This is a genomic window from Picosynechococcus sp. PCC 8807 (assembly GCF_001693295.1).
In the GTDB taxonomy this organism is placed as follows: Bacteria; Cyanobacteriota; Cyanobacteriia; order Cyanobacteriales; family MRBY01; genus MRBY01.
In genome coordinates, this window is sequence record NZ_CP016483.1 from 2,149,128 (window position 1) to 2,167,477 (window position 18,350).

The following is an 18,350-nucleotide window of genomic DNA, read 5'->3' on the forward strand; positions in this document are numbered from 1 at the left end:
CCTTTTAAACTAGGGGGATACAAACTCGATTCAGTCAAAATATATGAGCGCAGATTTTCGCATTGAAAAAGATTCCATGGGCGATCGCCAAATCCCCCACGACGCCTACTATGGCATCCAAACCCTGAGGGCGACGGAAAATTTTCCGATCAGCGGCATTAAACCCCTCCCTACCTATATCGATGCTTGCGTTCTGATCAAAAAAGCGACGGCGATCGCCAATGCGGAACTCGGTTGTATTGAAGCCCAGATGTCCGAGGCAATTGTAAAAGCCTGTGATGAAGTGTTGCAGGGGGCATTACGAGAGCAATTCGTCGTCGATGTGTACCAAGCGGGGGCTGGCACCTCCCACCACATGAATGTCAATGAAGTCTTGGCGAACCGTGCCCTCGAACTTCTCGGCGGCGAAAAGGGCGATTACCAAACCGTTAGCCCCAACGATCATGTGAACTACGGGCAATCCACCAATGATGTGATTCCCACGGCAATTCGTATCGGTGGGTTATTAGCCCTCGAACATTGTTTATATCCAGCTCTCTCTGGGGCGATCGCCACTTTGGATAATAAAGCAGAAGAATTTGCCCACATCGTCAAATCTGGCCGCACCCATATGCAGGATGCCGTTCCCGTCCGGCTTGGGGAAGGATTCCGCGCTTGGGCAGAAATTTTAACCGCCCACATGGGGCGCATCGAAACCGCCGCCAAAGATTTAACGGTTTTAGGTTTAGGCGGTAGTGCTTCCGGAACAGGTTTAAACACCCATCCCCAATATCGTTTCCGCGTGGCAGAAATTTTAAGTGAACTGATCGGGCAACCTTTGACCTCCGCCCCCCACCTAATGGCAGCGATGCAAAGTATGTCGCCCTTCGTCAATGTTTCCGGTGCGTTGCGTAACCTTGCTCAGGATCTCGTGAAAATTTCCCATGATTTGCGTCTGATGGATTCTGGCCCCAACACTGGCTTTAAGGAAATTCAACTGCCCCCTGTGCAACCCGGTTCCTCGATTATGCCCGGTAAGTACAATCCCGTCATGGCGGAAATGACTTCTATGGTGTGCTTTCAGGTGATGGGCTACGATACGGCGATCGCCTTTGCCGCCCAAGCAGGTCAATTGGAACTTAACGTGATGATGCCTCTGATTGCCTATGATTTAATCCACAGCATCGAAATTCTCGGCAACACCATCAAGGCCCTCAGCGACAAATGTATTGCAGGCATCACCGCCAACGAACAACGCTGTCACAATTATGCTGAAAGCAGTCTGTCCCTTGTGACAGCCCTCAATACCCATATCGGTTATCTCAACGCTGCCGATGTCGCCAAGGAATCCTTGCAAACGGGCAAAACCCTCCGGCAAATTGTCCTCGAACGGGGCTTAATGGATGAGGCGACCCTGGCCCAAGTTCTCGACCTCGAAAAAATGAGTCAATTACCCAGCAATTAATCGGGAATAAAAAAGGCGATCGCCTCAGGCAAAAGGGAAGGCGATCGCCACTCTAAACCAATGCACTTCAGTAAGATAGATTTAGGTTTTGTTGTGAAGAGGAAATACCATGGTCGCAACACCAATTAGAACAGATATTCCTAAACCAGTGGGAGAACAGCGGGTCGCATTTCATAACCTCAGTTGGGATGACTATCTCAAAATTTTTCAAGCATTACCCCAAGACCGCCATTTCCGCCTCTCCTTTTGTAATGGAACGTTAGAAATCACCGCGCCTTTAGAAGATCACGAATTTGCCCTACGACTCATTGAACTCTTTATTCGACTCCTTGTCCTTGAAATGGGATTAAAAATAAAGACAATGGGTTCAACAACCATAAATCGTAAGGATGTAAAGAAAGGAGCAGAGCCCGACTGTGCCTATTACATTCAAAATCAGCCCCAGGTTGCAGGACGTAATGTTGATTTTGACAAAGATCCGCCGCCCGATCTCATCATAGAAGTGGATATCACCAACACAAATATTAATAAAAATCAACTTTATGCAGCCATGGGCGTTCCTGAATTTTGGCGATACAATGGCGAAACTCTACGCATATTCACGCTAAACAATGGCGAATATGAAGAATGTGAAACCAGTCCATTATTCTCGATTGTGCAGAAAGAAGATTTATATCGTTTTCTCGCTGAGGCAGTAGAGGATGAGATGGAGGCAATGCGTAATTTTCAAGCTTTCTTAAAACAGAAAATAACAGATGAAGACAATTAAAAAGGCGATTTTAAAATGAGTTTTTAGCCACATAAAAAAATGGGCCAGCCCGAAGACTAACCCACATTGTTTGATGATTTTTGGCGATTAGATTGCCATTATTGGTCTTTCATCCAATTATCATCAATCATCGCATCATCATCAATCACAGGTGCTTTTCCCTGAACATCCGACGGGATCGGCGTATCATCAGAAATCAATTCATCGCCAGAAATAATATCCTTACGGTTTGATTTTCCTTCCGTAAAGGCCCGCGCTGTTTGATCATCAAGAATTTCACTGCCATCGAGATCATCATAGGTACGACTCGATAACCCAGCACCATTGTCATTGGTCACAACATTACTGTAGCCATTGGGAGACCGTGAAGTGCCTTCGTCTACGAAATCGTTTTGACTCGCAAACCCCGTTCCGGCCGGAATCAAGCGACCGATAATCACGTTTTCCTTAAGACCCCGTAACCAGTCGGATTTCCCTTCAATGGCCGCTTCGGTGAGTACCCGTGTGGTTTCTTGGAAGGAAGCCGCAGAAATAAAGCTATCGGTGTTCAAGGAAGCTTTGGTAATCCCTAGGAGCACTGGAGTGTAACGGGCCGGTGCACCACCAGTAATGGACATGGCTTCGTTAACTTGTTCTACTTGACGTAGCTCAATTAATTCTCCTGGCAACATTGTGGTATCGCCACCGTCATCGATGCGGACTTTTGCCGTCATCTGACGCACGATCACCTCGATGTGTTTGTCAGAAATGTCAATGCCCTGGGACTGGTAAACCCGCTGCACTTCTTCTACCAAGAACCGTTGAGATTCCCGGAGACCAATCAAAGCTGCTTCGTATATCCCCTTACTCTCAGCGTAGTAATCAAAGAAAATTTCTAGGATTTCGTGGGGATTATTCAAGCCGTCAGTGAGGGGTTCTGCTGGGCCAACCCGTTGACCATCAACTACCATCACACTTTGGTTGAGGCTAACCGGATACTCGCTAATGACACCATCATCTTCGATGACTTTGACATCCACGGTTTCGTCGTCGAGGTATTCGACTTGGCAGGTGCCAGGGCGACGGGCGAGCACTGCTGCTTCCTTGGGTTTCCGGGCTTCGAGGAGTTCTTCGATCCGGGGGAGACCCTGGATGATGTCCCCAGTTTTTGCCCGCTCAAAGACGAGCAGCACGAGATTATCACCCCGTTGGACAAGATCACCTTCGTCGATGTGCAGGACTGCACCACCAGACACACGGTAGGGCCGGGCATGACGGAGGACAATTTCTTTGTCGCTGACCTTAAGGACTTGGGCGGAATCTTCGATCACAACGCCTTCGGCAATTTCGGTGCCAGCAACCACCAGGGTATTTTCTTTCACCTTGGCTTTGCCGTCGATGGCGAGGGTTTGGCGATCGCTATCGCGAACAATCAACAAACGACGAATCGCTTCTTGACCGGAACGAATCCCCCGAACCTCACCGGGTTCCTTACATTGGATTTCTGTGCGGGCTACCACTGCACCGGGCAAAATTTCCTGGCCATCTTCGACCATGAGTCGGGTCTGGACTTGCCCACCGAAGGGGTCACTGTCAGAATCACGGCGGAGAATCAAGGACTCAAGAATAACTAACTGGAGACGTTTTACTTCGTCATCGGTGGGATCATCTTGAAGTTCAATGTCCGCATAGAGGTTCGCGAGGACATCTTCATCTTCCCCTTCAATGGCACCAATTTCGATAATCAATTGGGTGCTCAGGAGAGAAACACCATCAACGGATTTCACCCGTTCGCCATCTTTAAAGAATAAGCGCTGGACAGCATGGAGTTCGATATTCCGGCCTGCGCCCTGTTCGTTAATGGAACCTTGGGACGGTTCAACGGGGGTATCCTCGACTTGGAATTCCTCGACGGGACGGACAAGGAGCGCGACCCCTTCGGTGCTGATCACTTTTTCGCCGTAGCTCAGTTTGTCGATGGTCACTCCAGGGATCACCTCTTCACCGGGCTGGATCAGTTGTTCGTGATATTTATCGGCGATCGCCTCTTCGGTCAGGTGCAATTCACCCGGCTTAATAATCACTTCCCGGAGAATGTCATTCTTTTCGATGACCTCTGCGACCCCAGCCGATTGGGAGAAAATGTCCTTAACGACTTCTGTGCCCGCTTCGACGTACTGGCCATCTTCAACGATACGCAGGGAGCTATCCTTGTTTACCTCGTGGGTTTCCTCTGGGATCCAAAGGAGTGTGCCTCCTTTCAGAACTTCGTAACCCTGTTTTTTCGTGCCCTTGGCCACTTCTACACCAGAGTATTTGATGATGCCTCCGGTGATCGTCCGGTAGCGGTCATCGATGAGTTCGGCGATGTTGGCGTTGTTTTGCACCTTCGTGCCAGGGGCTGTTTTTAGAAGGAATTGATCCCCTTTAGAGGTTTCGATGATGTACTGCTCTGAGCCGCCCCCAGTTTCGTGGAGTACCTTCGCCTCATCTAGGAGTACCGAAGCGGTGACAATTTCAATCTCTCGACTATTGGGAATGAGTCGTACAACACCACCGGAGAGGGAAACTAATTTTGTTTCAGCGAGGATATCACCCACATTGACATGGGTGCCGTTTGCAACGACGGGTTCAGCCCCAGCCGGCAGATTATAAACATCCCCAGCTAAAACCCACATCAAACCACTTCTTTGGGCGGAGCGGGTTGTATTGCCTTGACGGTCCGTTTTTTCTTCGGCAATGAGATTATCAAAGAGAACTTCCCCAGCCAGATCGGAGGAAACGTCTTTGGTCGCTCTCTCGGTGGATTTTTGGGTTTTCTGACCCGCACCAACTTCAACGAGCAGATCGCCTTTCTTGACGGAAGCTCCTTCTGCCACCAAGACAAAGGAACCCGGTGAGAGAGCATGGCTTACCATTTTGCCATTGTCGCTGGGCTTCAACACCAGAGTACCGGCTACTTCTACCTGCTCTACTTCATCCCCGTGGGGCGTCCGCATCCGCCGCGTGCTGAGGCCATCTTTAAATTGAATCGTGCCAGCTTTGGAGGCTTTGATTGTCCGGGCGGCTTCCTTGGTAAATACCCCCCCGGTGTGGAAAGTCCGCATGGTTAACTGGGTGCCAGGCTCCCCAATGGATTGGGCCGCAATAATCCCGACGGCCTCTCCCATATCGACCATGTGACCGTGGGCAAGGCTCCAACCATAGCACTTGCGACAGACGGAACGGGCCGCTTCACAGGTTAAAGGCGATCGCACTTCCACCTCAGCCACCGTAGTCGCAATTTTCTTCGCCAGATCAGCATCAATATCTTGATTCCGTTGGGCAATGACTTCCCCAGTTTTGGGATCAACCACATCGGCATTGAGTACCCGACCAAAGAGACGATCTTCGAGGGAAATCTGTTCGCGTTCACCATCGGTCATGGCGCGGAGTTTGAGACCCCGGGCGGTGCCGCAGTCTTCTTCGCGAACAATCACATCCTGGGAAACATCCACCAGACGACGGGTTAGGTAACCGGAGTCCGCAGTCCGCAGTGCCGTATCTACCAGACCTTTCCGCGCACCGTAAGAGGAAATAATATACTCAGTTACCGTCAGACCTTCCCGGAAGTTGGTTTTAATCGGCAAGTCAATAATTTCCCCTTGGGGATCCGCCATCAAACCACGCATCCCGACCAACTGACGCACCTGGGAGAGATTACCCCGGGCACCACTAAAGGCCATCATGTAAACGGAGTTGAGGGGGTTGGTTTCCCGGAAGTTTTTGACCACTTCATCTTTAAGGGATTCAGAGGTGCTGTTCCAGGTGTCAATAACCTTTTGGAAGCGCTCAACCTCAGTAATTTCACCACGGGAGTAACGAGCTTCTGTGGTCTTAATCTCCTGTTCGGCGCTGTCTAGCATCTGCCGCTTGATGGGAGGCACCTGGAGGTCATCGACACTAATCGAGACACCAGCCTGGGTTGCGTAACGAAAACCAAGGGTCTTCAGTTCGTCGGCCATGGTGGCACAGTGGGCAGAACCAAAACTCGTGTAGGCCCAGGACATCAGCTTCTTCAGACGTCCTTTATCGATGATGCGGTTGTAAAAAACGGCGGGTTTTTCCTTGGTCATGGTTTTTTGTGATCTCTGGTGTTAATAACTTAAGAAGAAAAACTTAAAGAAAGCAAAAGGCGATCGCCCTTTTCTTTCCGCTTACAGTCACCTTATACAGGTAGTCCTTCTGGGAGCGTCCGCTCGGTTAAATCAAGGGCATCTTGGATCGTCTTGTTGTAGATGATTCGTCCCGGCGTTGTGCGGATAAACTGACTAATCATTTCACCCTCTGCCGTTTCCCGAACCTTCCGTTCACGGTAAATTTTCAAAATAGAACCATCCTCTAACGTTTCAGATTCCAACACCCGATCATCCGCCTCATTGGTCTCAACATCGCCGAGGTAGCGCAACCATACATAGGCATGCAAATCCACATCCCCTTGCTCATAGGCCCGCAACGCATCATCCATACTGCTAAAGTAGCGTCCCGCACCCCGCTGTGCCCCTGGATTTTCCGCCGTCAAATAATAACAACCTAAAACCATATCCTGGGAAGGAGCCACAATGGGTTTACCCGTAGCGGGCGAAAGAATATTATGACAAGCCAGCATCAACAGACGAGCCTCAGCTTGGGCCTCCAAAGACAAAGGCACGTGCACCGCCATTTGGTCGCCATCAAAGTCAGCGTTAAACGCAGGACAAACCAACGGGTGCAACTGAATCGCGCGACCTTCCACGAGAATCGGTTCAAAAGCCTGAATCCCTAGTCGGTGTAGCGTTGGTGCCCGGTTGAGTAGTACAGGGTGACCCGTAATTACTTCAGCGAGCACATCCCAAACACTTTCATCCCCCCGTTGAATCAGCTTTTTCGCCGCCTTAATATTGCTGACAATAGTGCTCTTAATCAGTCGCTGAATTACAAAAGGCTGGAACAGTTCAATGGCCATCTCACGGGGCAGACCACACTGATAAATTTTTAGCTTTGGCCCAACCACGATGACAGAACGACCAGAATAGTCAACCCGTTTCCCAAGGAGGTTTTGCCGGAAACGACCTTGCTTCCCTTCAATAATGTCCGATAAAGACTTGAGGGGACGGTTATTTGCACCGACAACTGTCCGACCACGACGGCCATTGTCAATTAGCGCATCCACCGCCTCTTGCAACATCCGTTTTTCGTTGCGGACGATAATTTCCGGTGCCAGAATTTCTTGTAATCGAGCGAGACGGTTGTTTCGATTGATAACGCGGCGATAAAGATCATTCAAATCGGAGGTGGCAAAGCGGCCCCCATCGAGCTGCACCATCGGGCGCAGATCCGGTGGAATGACAGGGATACTGTTCAGAACCATCCATTCAGGGCGTGCCCCAGTCGCAATAAAGTTATCAATAACGCGCAAACGTTTAATTAACTTCGCCCGTTTTTGACCTTTAGAATTAGCAATGCCTTCCCGTAGTTCCTCAGCAACCGCCTCTAACTCAAGCTCTTGCAACAAACGCTCAATCGCTTCAGCCCCAATGCCAACTTCCACATCCTCTAACTGAGAATCTTCGCTGTAGAGTTGCTCTTCAATTTCTAACCACTGATCTTCCGTCAATAGTTGCTTATAGCTGAGGTTAGTCGCATTACCCGGATCGAGGACGACATAGGCATTGAAATAAACAATCTGCTCCACATCCCGCAGTGCCATATCCAGCAAAATGCTGAGGTAGCTGGGGATCCCCTTGAGATACCAAACGTGGGTAACTGCCGCAGCGAGCTTGATGTACCCCATGCGATGACGACGCACCCGGGATTCAGTGACCTCTACGCCACAACGCTCACAGACAATTCCCCGGTGTCTAACCCGCTTGTATTTACCACAGTGGCATTCCCAGTCCTTGGCCGGGCCAAAAATCCGCTCACAAAATAAACCATCCATTTCCGGTTTTAACGTCCGGTAGTTAATAGTTTCTGGTTTTGTAACCTCGCCGACGGTTTGACCATTTGGTAAAGTCCGCTCTCCCCACTGGCGTACCCGTTCAGGAGAAGCAATACCAATTTTGACGTAATCGAAATGTTGCTCTTGTTGACTTTTCATGCCCGTAACTGCTCTTTAAAAACGACTCGACGAATAAAATTTGGCCTATACAAGCTTCAAAAAGCATGGGGCACATTTGGCAAAATGCTGGCCCCACTACTTTTAAGGATGCTTACTCTGCTGCCTCTTCTACTAAATCCTCTTGATCTTCATTGGTGACTGACTCATAGGTGGGCCGGTTAGGGGCGCGACGTTGGTTGTCCATCATCAAATCTACTTCCACATCACGACTGGTACCATCATCGGCTGCTTCCACTTTATGAACAGCAATGTCGAGACCCAGGGATTGCAATTCTCGCATTAGAACTTTGAAAGATTCGGGAGTACCTGGGCGAGGAATCGGCTTCCCTTTGACAATCGCATTTAAGGCTTCGTTACGTCCTTGCATATCATCGGATTTCACCGTGAGTAACTCTTGGAGAGTATAGGCGGCTCCATAAGCTTCGAGAGCCCAAACCTCCATTTCCCCGAAGCGCTGACCACCCTGTTGGGCTTTACCACCAAGGGGCTGCTGCGTCACCAGAGAGTATGGCCCCGTAGAACGCGCGTGGATCTTATCGTCAACCAAGTGAACAAGCTTAAGCATGTACGCTTTACCGACAGTCACGGCTCGATCAAAGGATTCCCCAGTCCGACCATCGTAGACTTGGATTTTGCCAGGTTCATCTTCATTAAAGACCCAGTCTTTGTTTGGCTTTTTCGCTGCTTCGCGAATTTTGCCATGTACGGTTTCCCGTGATGCTTCAGCTCCGTGCATTTCGTCGAAAGGCATCATCTTAAAGCGAGCATTGAGATGTTCACCGGCCCAGCCTAGGAGACACTCAAAAACTTGGCCTACGTTCATCCGGGAGGGAACCCCTAGGGGATTGAGCACAATGTCGACAGGGGAACCATCGGGTAAGTAAGGCATATCCTCAATCGGGAGAATCCGGGAAATAATCCCCTTATTCCCGTGGCGGCCTGCCATTTTATCCCCAACTTGGATTTTTCGTTTTTGAGCCACGTAGACCCGAACCACCATATTGGCACCCGGGGGTAATTCATCACCCTGCTCACGGGTAAAGACGCGGACATCAACCACACGTCCCTTTTCACCGTTGGGAACCCGGAGGGAGTTATCCCGTACATCCCGTGCCTTCTCCCCGAAAATTGCCCGTAGGAGTTTCTCTTCCGGTGGCTGATCGGACTCACCTTTCGGAGTGACTTTACCGACCAAAATGTCACCAGATTCTACCCAAGCACCAATGCGAATAATCCCTTGTTCATCGAGGTGACGCAGGGCATCTTCCCCAACGTTGGGAATTTCACGGGTAATCTCTTCAGGCCCCAACTTCGTTTGACGGGCTTCAATTTCGAATTTTTCAATGTGGATACTGGTATACACATCGTCATAGACAAGGCGTTCACTGATGAGGATTGCGTCTTCGTAGTTGTAGCCTTCCCAGGGCATATAGGCGATGGTCACATTTTGACCGAGGGCAATTTCACCACCTTCAGTTGCGGAGCCATCTGCGAGAACCTGACCAGCGACAACATCTTCACCAATGTCTACAAGGGGACGCTGATTAAGACAAGTATCTTGGTTAGAACGCTGATATTTTTGCAGAGGATAAACAATTTCAGCGGCGTCCTCGGTGCCTTCACCGGTTGGTTGCACGCGGATTACGGTAGCGTCAACGAAGGTAACAACACCATCACACCGGGACACAATGACCATCCCAGAGTCACGGGCTGCTTGTGCCTCCAGACCGGTGCCAACAAGGGGACGTTCTGGTCTGAGGAGGGGAACAGCCTGCCGTTGCATGTTAGAACCCATCAGGGCACGGTTTGCGTCATCGTGCTCTAGGAAGGGAATCAGTGAGGTTGCAACAGAGACAATTTGTAGGGGCGAAACTGCCACATAGTCTACTTGTTCGGGAGTGGTGGTCGAGAATTCCCGACGATAACGCACGGGAACTGTTTCACCGAGAATGTTACCGTCTTCATCCCGTGGTACATCGCCGGGGGCAACCCGCAGGTCGTCTTCTTCGCCTGCTGTGAGGTAAACAGAGCCTTGGTCAAAGAGGATTTTGCCGTTTTCGACTTTGTAATAGGGCGTTTCGATAAAGCCATATTCATTAACGCGGGCATAGGTTGCTAGGGAACCGATGAGACCAGCGTTGGGACCTTCTGGGGTTTCTACAGGACAAATCCGACCATACTGGGTGGGGTGAATGTCTCGCACAGCAAAGCCGGCCCGTTCACGGGTTAAACCACCGGGGCCGAGGGCGGATAGACGCCGTTTGTGGGTCAACTCAGCGAGTGGATTGGTTTGATCCATAAACTGAGAAAGCTGGGAGGAGCCGAAAAATTCCTTAATCGCCGCAACAAGGGGTTTTGGGTTAACCAAGGAGGCTGGTGTTAGGGTGTCGGCTTCACTGACGGTCATGCGTTCACGAATGATGCGTTCGAGACGGTTTAGACCAACGCGTACTTGGTTTTGTAGGAGTTCCCCCACGGACCGGACACGACGGTTGCCCAGGTGATCGATATCGTCGATATTTCCAGTATCGAACTCTAGGTTAATGAGATAATCAATCGCCGAGAGGATATCGGTGGGGGTGAGTACCCGTACGGTATCGGGGATGTTGAGCCGTAACTTTTTATTGATTTTGTAACGACCAACTTTACCCAAGTCGTAGCGCTTGTTGTCGAAGAAACGTGATTCTAATAACTGCTGACCACCGCTGACCGTGGGAGGTTCACCGGGGCGGAGCTTGCGATAGAGTTCGAGGAGTGCTTCTTCTTCGCTGGGATTGCCTTCTTTTTCAAGGGTTTTTTGGTAGAAGTCAGCATGGCGCAAGGCGTCAAGGATTTCGCTGTCGGATAGACCCATAGCCTTGAGGAGTACCTGGGCTGAAAGCTTACGGGTTTTATCAATCCGCACCCAGACAATGTTGTTTTTGTCTGTCTCAAATTTCAACCATGCCCCACGGTTAGGAATGAGGGATGCGGAATAGGTGCGACGACCATGTTTATCGACTTCAGATTTGTAATAAACCCCAGGCGATCGCACAATTTGGTTGACGATTACCCGTTCTGCACCATTGATGATGAAGGTACCACGGTCTGTCATCAGAGGCAGATCCCCAATGAAGACTTCCTGTTCTTTGATTTCGCCAGTTTCTTTGTTGATGAGCCGGGTGGGCACATACATCTGGACGCCATAGGTGCTATCCCGACTCTTGGCCTCACTCATGCTGTACTTGGGTTCTTTGAGACGATATTTTTCCCCAATGAAATGCAGCTCTAATTTGCCGGTGTAGTCGGTGATGGGCGAGAAACTGTTGAGCTCCTCAATTAACCCTTTTTCAAGGAACCAACGAAAGCTTGACCGTTGAATATCAATTAGATCAGGAAGCAGGCTTTGGGTGATATGAGTCATAGGTATTATCTTGGGTCGGGATAACTGGGAGGCAATGGTGCAGCAAATGGCAGGCGATCGCCTTGGGTTAAATAGAGGGTTTGTGTAGAAACAATAAGGCCCTTCAATGATAGTCCGGGACAAAGGCTCCTACAGCAGAATGCGACCTTCTCTGATCCCTAGGTTGAATCCTAAGGTGACGAGAATGCCGACAAAATAAAAAAGATATTTAGAAATGCAGCCGAAACAGCTGGCGGGCATTAGCTGTCGTTTGTTGGGCAAGGGTTTCCAAAGAAGTTTCCCGTAATTGAGCAAGGTATTCTGCCACATGGCGGACAAAGGCTGGTTCATTTCGCTTTCCCCGTTTGGGTACAGGGGCAAGAAAAGGACAATCTGTTTCGATCAAAAGGCGATCATCGGGCACTAGACGAGCGGAATCCCTGACCTGTTCAGCATTTTTAAAAGTCACCACACCACTAAAGCTAACGAAAAAACCAAGGTCAAGAAACCATTGAGTTTCTTCGGGGGTGCCACTCCAACAATGCATTACACCGCGCACTGGTTGATCATTCGCCTGAAACTCTTTGAGGATTGCTAACAATTCTGCCGCTGCATCACGACAGTGAATAATCACCGGCAAATCGAGTTCCGCCGCCAGCTCAAGTTGTGCCCTGAGTACTTTTTCCTGGTGACGGTGATTTTCCGCCTTAAAAAAGTCTAGGCCCATTTCCCCAAGGGCAACGATCCGCGAATCACTCTGGGCCAAGGCCTTGATTTCTGCAGCCATGGTCTCTGTCCACTTATCTGCATCGAGGGGATGCAGGCCGACAGAAAATTTTAGCTCCGGAAACCGATCAACTAGGGCTTGAATTTCAGTGAACTCTTGGGGTTCGACGCAGGAATGGACCAAGTGGGCAACACCAGCGGCACGCCAACGACTGGCGATCGCCTCGATATCTTCTTGGAAAACATCGAAGTTGATGTGCACATGGGTGTCAACAAGTTGCATGGTAAAAGTGACAGCGGCTCCTTCAAATGATTAGCAAATAGGGAAAACCCCAGAGAACGCGACCGCTCTCTCGTCCTAGGCGGCCACTTGTCCAGTTGCTTGTTTAAATTCCTTTGCGAGCCGTGCCTTTTTCCGGGCAGCCGTATTGTGATGGTAAACTCCCCGTTTTACAGCTTTATCAATTTTGCTGTAGGTTGCAGAGAGATATTTTTGTGCTTCTGCCTGGGCATCTGCAGAGGGAGCCGCTGCATATTGTTCAATCGCTTGGAGGCACTTTTTGGTGAGGGTCTTGACCGCAGACTTATAGGATTTGTTGCGGAGACGATTACGTTCAGCAGTTTGGATACGCTTAATCGCAGATTTAATATTAGCCACAGTGGTCTAGGTTAATTTAGGTGGACAGATAAATATAGATGATCAAAAATCTCATTGTAGCAAAAGTTGCCCCACTGAGATCAATCACCGCAGAATTTAGGTTAGGAGTTGGAAGTCTCTAATTTCAGAGGTGAAATTCTACCACGAAAACTGAGGATAAGCGCGGAATGGCTGCCATTGGTTAGGAAAATTCAGTAGAATGAGACAAGATTTTAAGCAATGAGTGATTGATATTTTCTATGCTGCGCATTCTCTATCAGCAGACTGATGCCCCTTCTGAGTTACAACGTATTGCGAACCGCACCTCCCATGATGTAGCTCTAACCCAAGAGGCGGCGGTGAAAGAGATTGTCACAGCGGTGAAAAATAATGGCGATCGCGCGTTGGTTGATTTCACGGCAAAATTTGATCGCCAAACCCTCACTCCCGAAAAATTAAGGGTTTCTGCCGCCGAGCTAGATGCGGCCTACCAACAAATTGACCGTCCCCTGCTAGAGGCGATCCAACTGGCAAGTCAGCAGATCGAAGCCTTTCACCGCCAACGGGTACCCAAATCCTGGGTGCAATTTGGCCAAAATGATGTGGTTTTAGGGAAACGTTACACGGCTGTGGATCGAGCGGGTTTATATGTGCCAGGGGGGCGCGCGGCCTATCCGAGTACAGTGCTGATGAATGCGATTCCAGCAAAGGTGGCTGGTGTGCCAAAAATTGTGATGGTGACGCCCCCAGGGCCAGATCTCAAAATCAATCCGGCGGTTTTGGTTGCGGCCCAGGAAGCAGGCATCGAAGAAATTTATCGCGTTGGGGGGGCCCAGGCGATCGCCGCCCTCGCCTACGGTACCGAAACAATTCCAGCAGTGGATGTGATTACTGGGCCGGGGAATATTTTCGTCACCCTTGCCAAAAAGATGGTCTACGGTCGCGTGGGGATCGATTCCTTGGCAGGGCCTTCGGAAGTGCTGGTGATTGCGGACAATAGTGCAAATCCGACCCATGTAGCAGCAGATTTGCTCGCCCAGGCAGAACATGACCCCCTAGCAGCGGCGATCCTCCTTACCCCCGACCAAGAATTCGCCGAACAGGTACAAGCAGCGGTAGCCCAACAGTTAGAAAATCACCCCCGTCAAGAGTTAACAGAAAAGGCGATCGCCCACTATGGCCTCGTGGTGGTGGTGGATTCCCTGGAGAAAGCAGCGGAACTATCAAACTTGTTTGCCCCAGAACACCTCGAACTGGAAGTGGCAGAACCCTGGGAACTATTACCCTTAATTCGTCATGCTGGCGCGATTTTCCTGGGCCACTCAACCCCGGAAGCGGTGGGAGATTATCTCGCCGGGCCAAACCATACTCTACCGACGGCTGGGGCGGCCCGTTATGCCTCGGCCCTGGGGGTAGAAACTTTTATGAAGCACTCCAGTATTATTCAATATTCTGCCAAGGCACTCCAAAACGTTGCCAGTGCTGTACAAACCCTCGCCGAAGCCGAAGGTCTACCCTCCCATGGGGATTCCGTGCGGTTGCGGACCCAGAAGGGTCAATCTCTAGATCCCTAACTCCAGAAATTTGCGGAGATACAGGCCCCATTGGGCGGCTAATTCAATTTGGGTAAAGGGAATTTCGATTGTTCCTTGATCTTGGGTTTCGAGTAATAAAAAGGCTTTTCCCTGGCGGGGTAATTTTTCTGGCTCGTCCAAGCGATCAATCACTTGTTGATCAACGCGTAGGGCAATTTTTTGGATCGAGGCGATCGCCACCGTTTGCAGATCCACCATGCCTCGCCGGGTCGCTTTACCGTAGGTAATCTGACCATTGCGGTAACCCAGAATCGAATACAGATCATATTTCGCTTGATCAAAACCTTCGGCCCACCGTTGATAGGCCTCAATTTTTTGGTATTCGGCCCAACCAGCCCAGGCTAGCCCGATAAATAGCGCCAATAGCGGCAGCCACAATAATCCCCTTTCCATAAATGATTCACATAGAAATTTTGTTTACGATTTTGCTGCTTTGGTTTCGATGAAACGACGTAAACTGAGCAGCGTTACTGTCTGACCCAGATTTAACGGTAACAGAGAAACGCCTTCTAAATGGGACTGGAGCCAGCCATCATCCCAAGACCACCCATGGAAACCATCAATTCCTTGGCGCAATAGAAAGCGAATGCCGTGGTCATGGAGCGTCTCAACGGTGTGGTGAATCGGCACAACCCCAATCTGAGTCGTAAAGGTCGTCCCCGTCGTCAATTGGGCGGGCAGCTCCGGCCAGCGCTGCAACCAGAGCCATTGTTTGAGTTGTTGGGGTTGGGTTAGGCTCTCACGGATGGTCTGGCTAGAAGCGTTGATTTCGAGGCGAATGTTACTCTGCTGAAACTGTCCAAACATGCAAAAATTCTGGGCCTTCTCAAGGGAATGCCTATGATTATAACGAGGGATGCTCTGGTCATTGGAAACAAACGACCCCAAGCGCGCGTCTTTAAAGACTGACCTATGTAAATCAGTTTTTCAGTTTAATTATTCAGTAAAGGGATATTTGCCATGTCTACTACTTCAATCTCTCCTGGGAAAACCGGCACCATTACTTGTTTGAGTGCCTTGCTCTTGAGTACGGCGATCGCCCCCTTTGCTGCACTAAATCCAGCCCAGGCCCAACTTTTTCCACGCCAGTCGAACCGCAACACGACCATTCAACGCCAGGGCCAATATTACGGCCAAACGATCACCATTGCGCGGGGCACGAGTATTCCGGTGATGTACCCTGACGCCGAGCGCATTCTCGTGTCTTCTGAAGAAACCCTTGATTTGACCGTGGAAGTAGCCGCCAACCTGCGGGATCGCAATGGCCAGATTTTAATTCCCTATGGCACAGAAATTGAGGGACAAATTCGACCCGTGCGGGGCGGTTCCCAATTCATTGCTGAACGCTTAATTTTTGATAACAACGACACCCAGCGTATCTATGCTGAATCCCGGGTCAATGATCGAGTTGAAAATATTAACCAAGGTGCCGATGGCGGTGATCTCCTAGAAGGGGCAGCGATCGGGGCTGGGGCGGCAGCGATTATTGCCTTGGTCACAGGCGATCGCAGCATTGATTTCGGGGAAATTCTCCTGGGTGGCGGCCTCGGTGCCCTGGGGGGTTGGTTGCTTGGCGGTAATAGCAACGGTGAAGTAATCGCCTTTGATGCTGACCGTGACCTGGATTTAATCCTCAGCAGTGCCCTAAGCATCGAGCCTTACAACTATCGCACCCCCCAAACCGTGCGCAATGACGATTTTTACTGGGAGTAACTGACTGGGAATAACTGACTTTTGTCAGCCCTGGGGCAGTCCGGTATGATGGATCGAATTCTGACTTTTATCCTGTTGTAACTGTTTTTATGGATATCAACGCCTTTATCCATCAGAGTGCGGGCAATTGGTTCGCCCAGCGCACATTTTATCAAGCTCATCACCCAGAGCCTGATAATGGCAAAGCTAATTTAGCCTTTGAGCTACTGCCCCTCGATCACCCAGAAGTTAGTCGTTTTGCGGCGGCGATCGCCCAGGCTCCCAATGAACATTGGCGTGTCTTCCAGAGCAGTTGGGACACCTCCGTAGATTGGGGCAAACCGAAAGCGATTGGCAGTTCTTTATTTGCCTTTGTGATTAATCCCGACCAGCCGACCCAAGGGCAAGCCTTTAGCTTAGATGAGCGTACCTTTGCCCAGGGTCGGTATCGCCTTGGGGAAGATCAAATCTTGATCGTTACCCTAGAAGCGGGAGAAGTGAAAATTATCGAACGGCAATGGTTTGGTAATGAAAATCTCCGCCTCAGAACCAACATCGTCACGGGTAAAACAGGCGTTTTACAGACTGCTTTTTATTCAGAAATCCGTCGGATCATTGAACCCGAAAAAACTGCAGAAGTAACCGCTGAAGCCAGTAATTAACGAACGCTTTTAGTGCTCGAAAACATTGTCATAAAAGGCAAGATCTAAACTGATAAAGGTGGGGAGACAACGGAGACATTCTTCCATCAGGGGCCAACGGTTTTCGCGCTGGAGCATGGCCGTCAACTTGTGCATCATCGGAATGAGATAGCGCACATCGTTTGAGGCGTATTTAAGCTGTTCCGTGCTGAGGGCCGCCACATTTCCCCAGTCAGAGCTTTGGGCTGATTTGTCTAGTTCGACGCCCATTAATTCTTTGACCAATGCTTTGAGACCATGGCTAGAAGTGTAGGTACGGCCCAATTTGCTGGCGATCTTAGTGCAAAAAAAAGGCCGAGTTTCGATGCCAAAGACATGGCGTAGTTGGGCAAGATCAAATCGTGCAAAGTGAAAAACTTTTGTGATTTCAGGAGCTTCCATTAGGGCTTTTAAGTTGGGAGCGGCGGTCTGGCCCTGGGCAATGCGAATCGCACTAACATAGCCAGCATCATCACAAAGTTGCACCAGACAAAGGCGATCGCGGTGGGGATTGAGGCCCATGGTTTCGGTATCAACGGCGATCGCCCCAGATTTGAGGTAGCGTTCTAAAATTTCGGGGCTGAGGTCTTGGTCAAAAAGTGCAAATTGATCCATGGTTTCGGTCTAAGTTTGTAATAAAAAAATGGCGCAGTCGTTTTAGCACCCGTTAAAAGGAGGAACCTGGTTGGGCAAGGAAGTCCAATTCGGCCTCGGTGCTGGTGCGGCCCAAAATTTGATTGCGGTGGGGGAAACGCCCAAATTGCTGAATAACGTCAAAGTGGCGCTGGGCATATTCTAAAAAATCGCTGCCCATTGCAGTATTTTTTTCCAGTTGACGAAACAAGGCGAGAGATTGGTATTGATCATCAAGATTTTCGCTGTGCTCAAAAGGAAGGTAGAGAAATACTCGTTGAATTGGCCAAAGATCTTGATCAAATTTCTGGGAGATCGCCTGTTTCGCTAGGGCTAATGCCTGGGGATCTGTGGCAAAGGCTTGGGGATCACCACGAAAGAGATTGCGGGGCACTTGATCAAAAAGCAAAATTAAGGCCAAGCAAGATTCGGGGGCATCACGCCAGGTACTAAATTCTGCGGCGATCGCCTTTCGGTATAAAGGCCCTAGGGTTTCAGCAACGGCATGGTCAAATGTCTGGCTTTTGCGGAACCATTCTTTGCGGGGTTGACCATAATCCGGCGCATCAGGTCGGCCAAACCAAAAATTTAAGACCGTTTGCCAGGGTTCCGCCATCGATAACCGTGCCTCCCACTGAAAATATGCCAGAATCTTACCATTAATGTAAGCAAGG

At 49.9% G+C, this 18,350-nt stretch carries 15 protein-coding genes; 5 read left to right on the forward strand and 10 right to left on the reverse strand.

Going from position 1 to position 18,350, the window contains the following annotated elements; translation table 11 throughout:
- Window positions 1–43: 43 nt before the first annotated feature.
- On the forward strand, window positions 44–1,444 hold the full coding sequence (locus tag AWQ24_RS10460) for an aspartate ammonia-lyase (protein ID WP_012307650.1): 1,401 nt from the start codon (window positions 44–46) through the stop codon (window positions 1,442–1,444).
- Here AWQ24_RS10460 and AWQ24_RS16675 read toward each other — a convergent pair.
- Window positions 1,441–1,566 (reverse strand): hypothetical protein, encoded by a 126-nt coding sequence (locus AWQ24_RS16675; protein ID WP_254903439.1) that lies wholly within the window; start codon window positions 1,564–1,566, stop codon window positions 1,441–1,443. The genes AWQ24_RS10460 and AWQ24_RS16675 overlap by 4 nt on opposite strands.
- On the opposite strand from AWQ24_RS16675, the gene AWQ24_RS10465 reads away from it, so the two are divergent.
- Window positions 1,554–2,213, forward strand: a complete 660-nt coding sequence (locus tag AWQ24_RS10465; protein WP_065716782.1) for a Uma2 family endonuclease — start codon at window positions 1,554–1,556, stop codon at window positions 2,211–2,213. The genes AWQ24_RS16675 and AWQ24_RS10465 overlap by 13 nt on opposite strands.
- Window positions 2,214–2,311: 98 nt before the next feature.
- Here the strand turns inward: AWQ24_RS10465 and AWQ24_RS10470 are convergent, their stop codons facing one another.
- The 5 genes from AWQ24_RS10470 to rpsT all read right to left on the reverse strand — a co-directional run bounded on the left by AWQ24_RS10470 (window position 2,312) and on the right by rpsT (window position 13,097).
- Window positions 2,312–6,307 carry a DNA-directed RNA polymerase subunit beta' gene (locus tag AWQ24_RS10470; RefSeq protein ID WP_065716783.1) on the reverse strand — a complete coding sequence of 1,332 codons (3,996 nt, stop codon included), beginning with the start codon at window positions 6,305–6,307 and terminating at the stop codon, window positions 2,312–2,314.
- 92 nt (window positions 6,308–6,399) lie between these two features.
- Complete coding sequence (locus AWQ24_RS10475; RefSeq protein ID WP_012307653.1) at window positions 6,400–8,310, reverse strand: DNA-directed RNA polymerase subunit gamma; 1,911 nt, start codon at window positions 8,308–8,310, stop codon at window positions 6,400–6,402.
- A 112-nt stretch (window positions 8,311–8,422) separates the two neighbouring features.
- The gene (gene rpoB, locus AWQ24_RS10480; RefSeq protein ID WP_012307654.1) at window positions 8,423–11,734 is read right to left on the reverse strand and encodes a DNA-directed RNA polymerase subunit beta; all 3,312 of its coding nucleotides are present in this window, start codon (window positions 11,732–11,734) and stop codon (window positions 8,423–8,425) included.
- Window positions 11,735–11,942: 208 nt separating this feature from the next.
- Entirely contained in the window at window positions 11,943–12,722 is a 780-nt protein-coding gene (locus AWQ24_RS10485; protein WP_012307656.1) for a TatD family hydrolase, read from the reverse strand.
- A 75-nt stretch (window positions 12,723–12,797) separates the two neighbouring features.
- Entirely contained in the window at window positions 12,798–13,097 is a 300-nt protein-coding gene (gene rpsT, locus AWQ24_RS10490; RefSeq protein ID WP_012307657.1) for a 30S ribosomal protein S20, read from the reverse strand.
- A 239-nt stretch (window positions 13,098–13,336) separates the two neighbouring features.
- Here rpsT and hisD point away from each other — a divergent pair, with 239 nt between their 5' ends.
- Window positions 13,337–14,650, forward strand: a complete 1,314-nt coding sequence (gene hisD / locus AWQ24_RS10495; protein WP_065716784.1) for a histidinol dehydrogenase — start codon at window positions 13,337–13,339, stop codon at window positions 14,648–14,650.
- On the opposite strand, the gene AWQ24_RS10500 is transcribed toward hisD, so the two are convergent.
- Both AWQ24_RS10500 and AWQ24_RS10505 read right to left on the reverse strand, forming a co-directional pair.
- Window positions 14,639–15,064, reverse strand: coding sequence for a hypothetical protein (locus AWQ24_RS10500; RefSeq protein WP_065716785.1), 426 nt, complete (start codon window positions 15,062–15,064; stop codon window positions 14,639–14,641). The two genes, hisD and AWQ24_RS10500, sit on opposite strands and share 12 nt — an antisense overlap.
- Window positions 15,065–15,088: 24 nt before the next feature.
- A complete protein-coding gene (locus tag AWQ24_RS10505; protein WP_012307660.1) occupies window positions 15,089–15,478 on the reverse strand; it encodes a hypothetical protein in 390 nt (129 codons plus the stop codon).
- Window positions 15,479–15,631: 153 nt separating this feature from the next.
- Here AWQ24_RS10505 and AWQ24_RS10510 point away from each other — a divergent pair, with 153 nt between their 5' ends.
- Entirely contained in the window at window positions 15,632–16,384 is a 753-nt protein-coding gene (locus AWQ24_RS10510; RefSeq protein ID WP_065716786.1) for a hypothetical protein, read from the forward strand.
- Window positions 16,385–16,473: 89 nt separating this feature from the next.
- The gene (locus AWQ24_RS10515; protein ID WP_030006683.1) at window positions 16,474–17,025 is read left to right on the forward strand and encodes a phycobiliprotein lyase; all 552 of its coding nucleotides are present in this window, start codon (window positions 16,474–16,476) and stop codon (window positions 17,023–17,025) included.
- A 9-nt stretch (window positions 17,026–17,034) separates the two neighbouring features.
- Here the strand turns inward: AWQ24_RS10515 and AWQ24_RS10520 are convergent, their stop codons facing one another.
- Together AWQ24_RS10520 and AWQ24_RS10525 are read right to left on the reverse strand one after the other, a co-directional pair.
- Window positions 17,035–17,658, reverse strand: a complete 624-nt coding sequence (locus AWQ24_RS10520) for a ribonuclease H-like domain-containing protein (RefSeq protein ID WP_065716787.1) — start codon at window positions 17,656–17,658, stop codon at window positions 17,035–17,037.
- A 52-nt stretch (window positions 17,659–17,710) separates the two neighbouring features.
- Window positions 17,711–18,292, reverse strand: coding sequence for a DUF924 family protein (locus AWQ24_RS10525; protein ID WP_065716788.1), 582 nt, complete (start codon window positions 18,290–18,292; stop codon window positions 17,711–17,713).
- Window positions 18,293–18,350 lie beyond the last annotated feature (58 nt).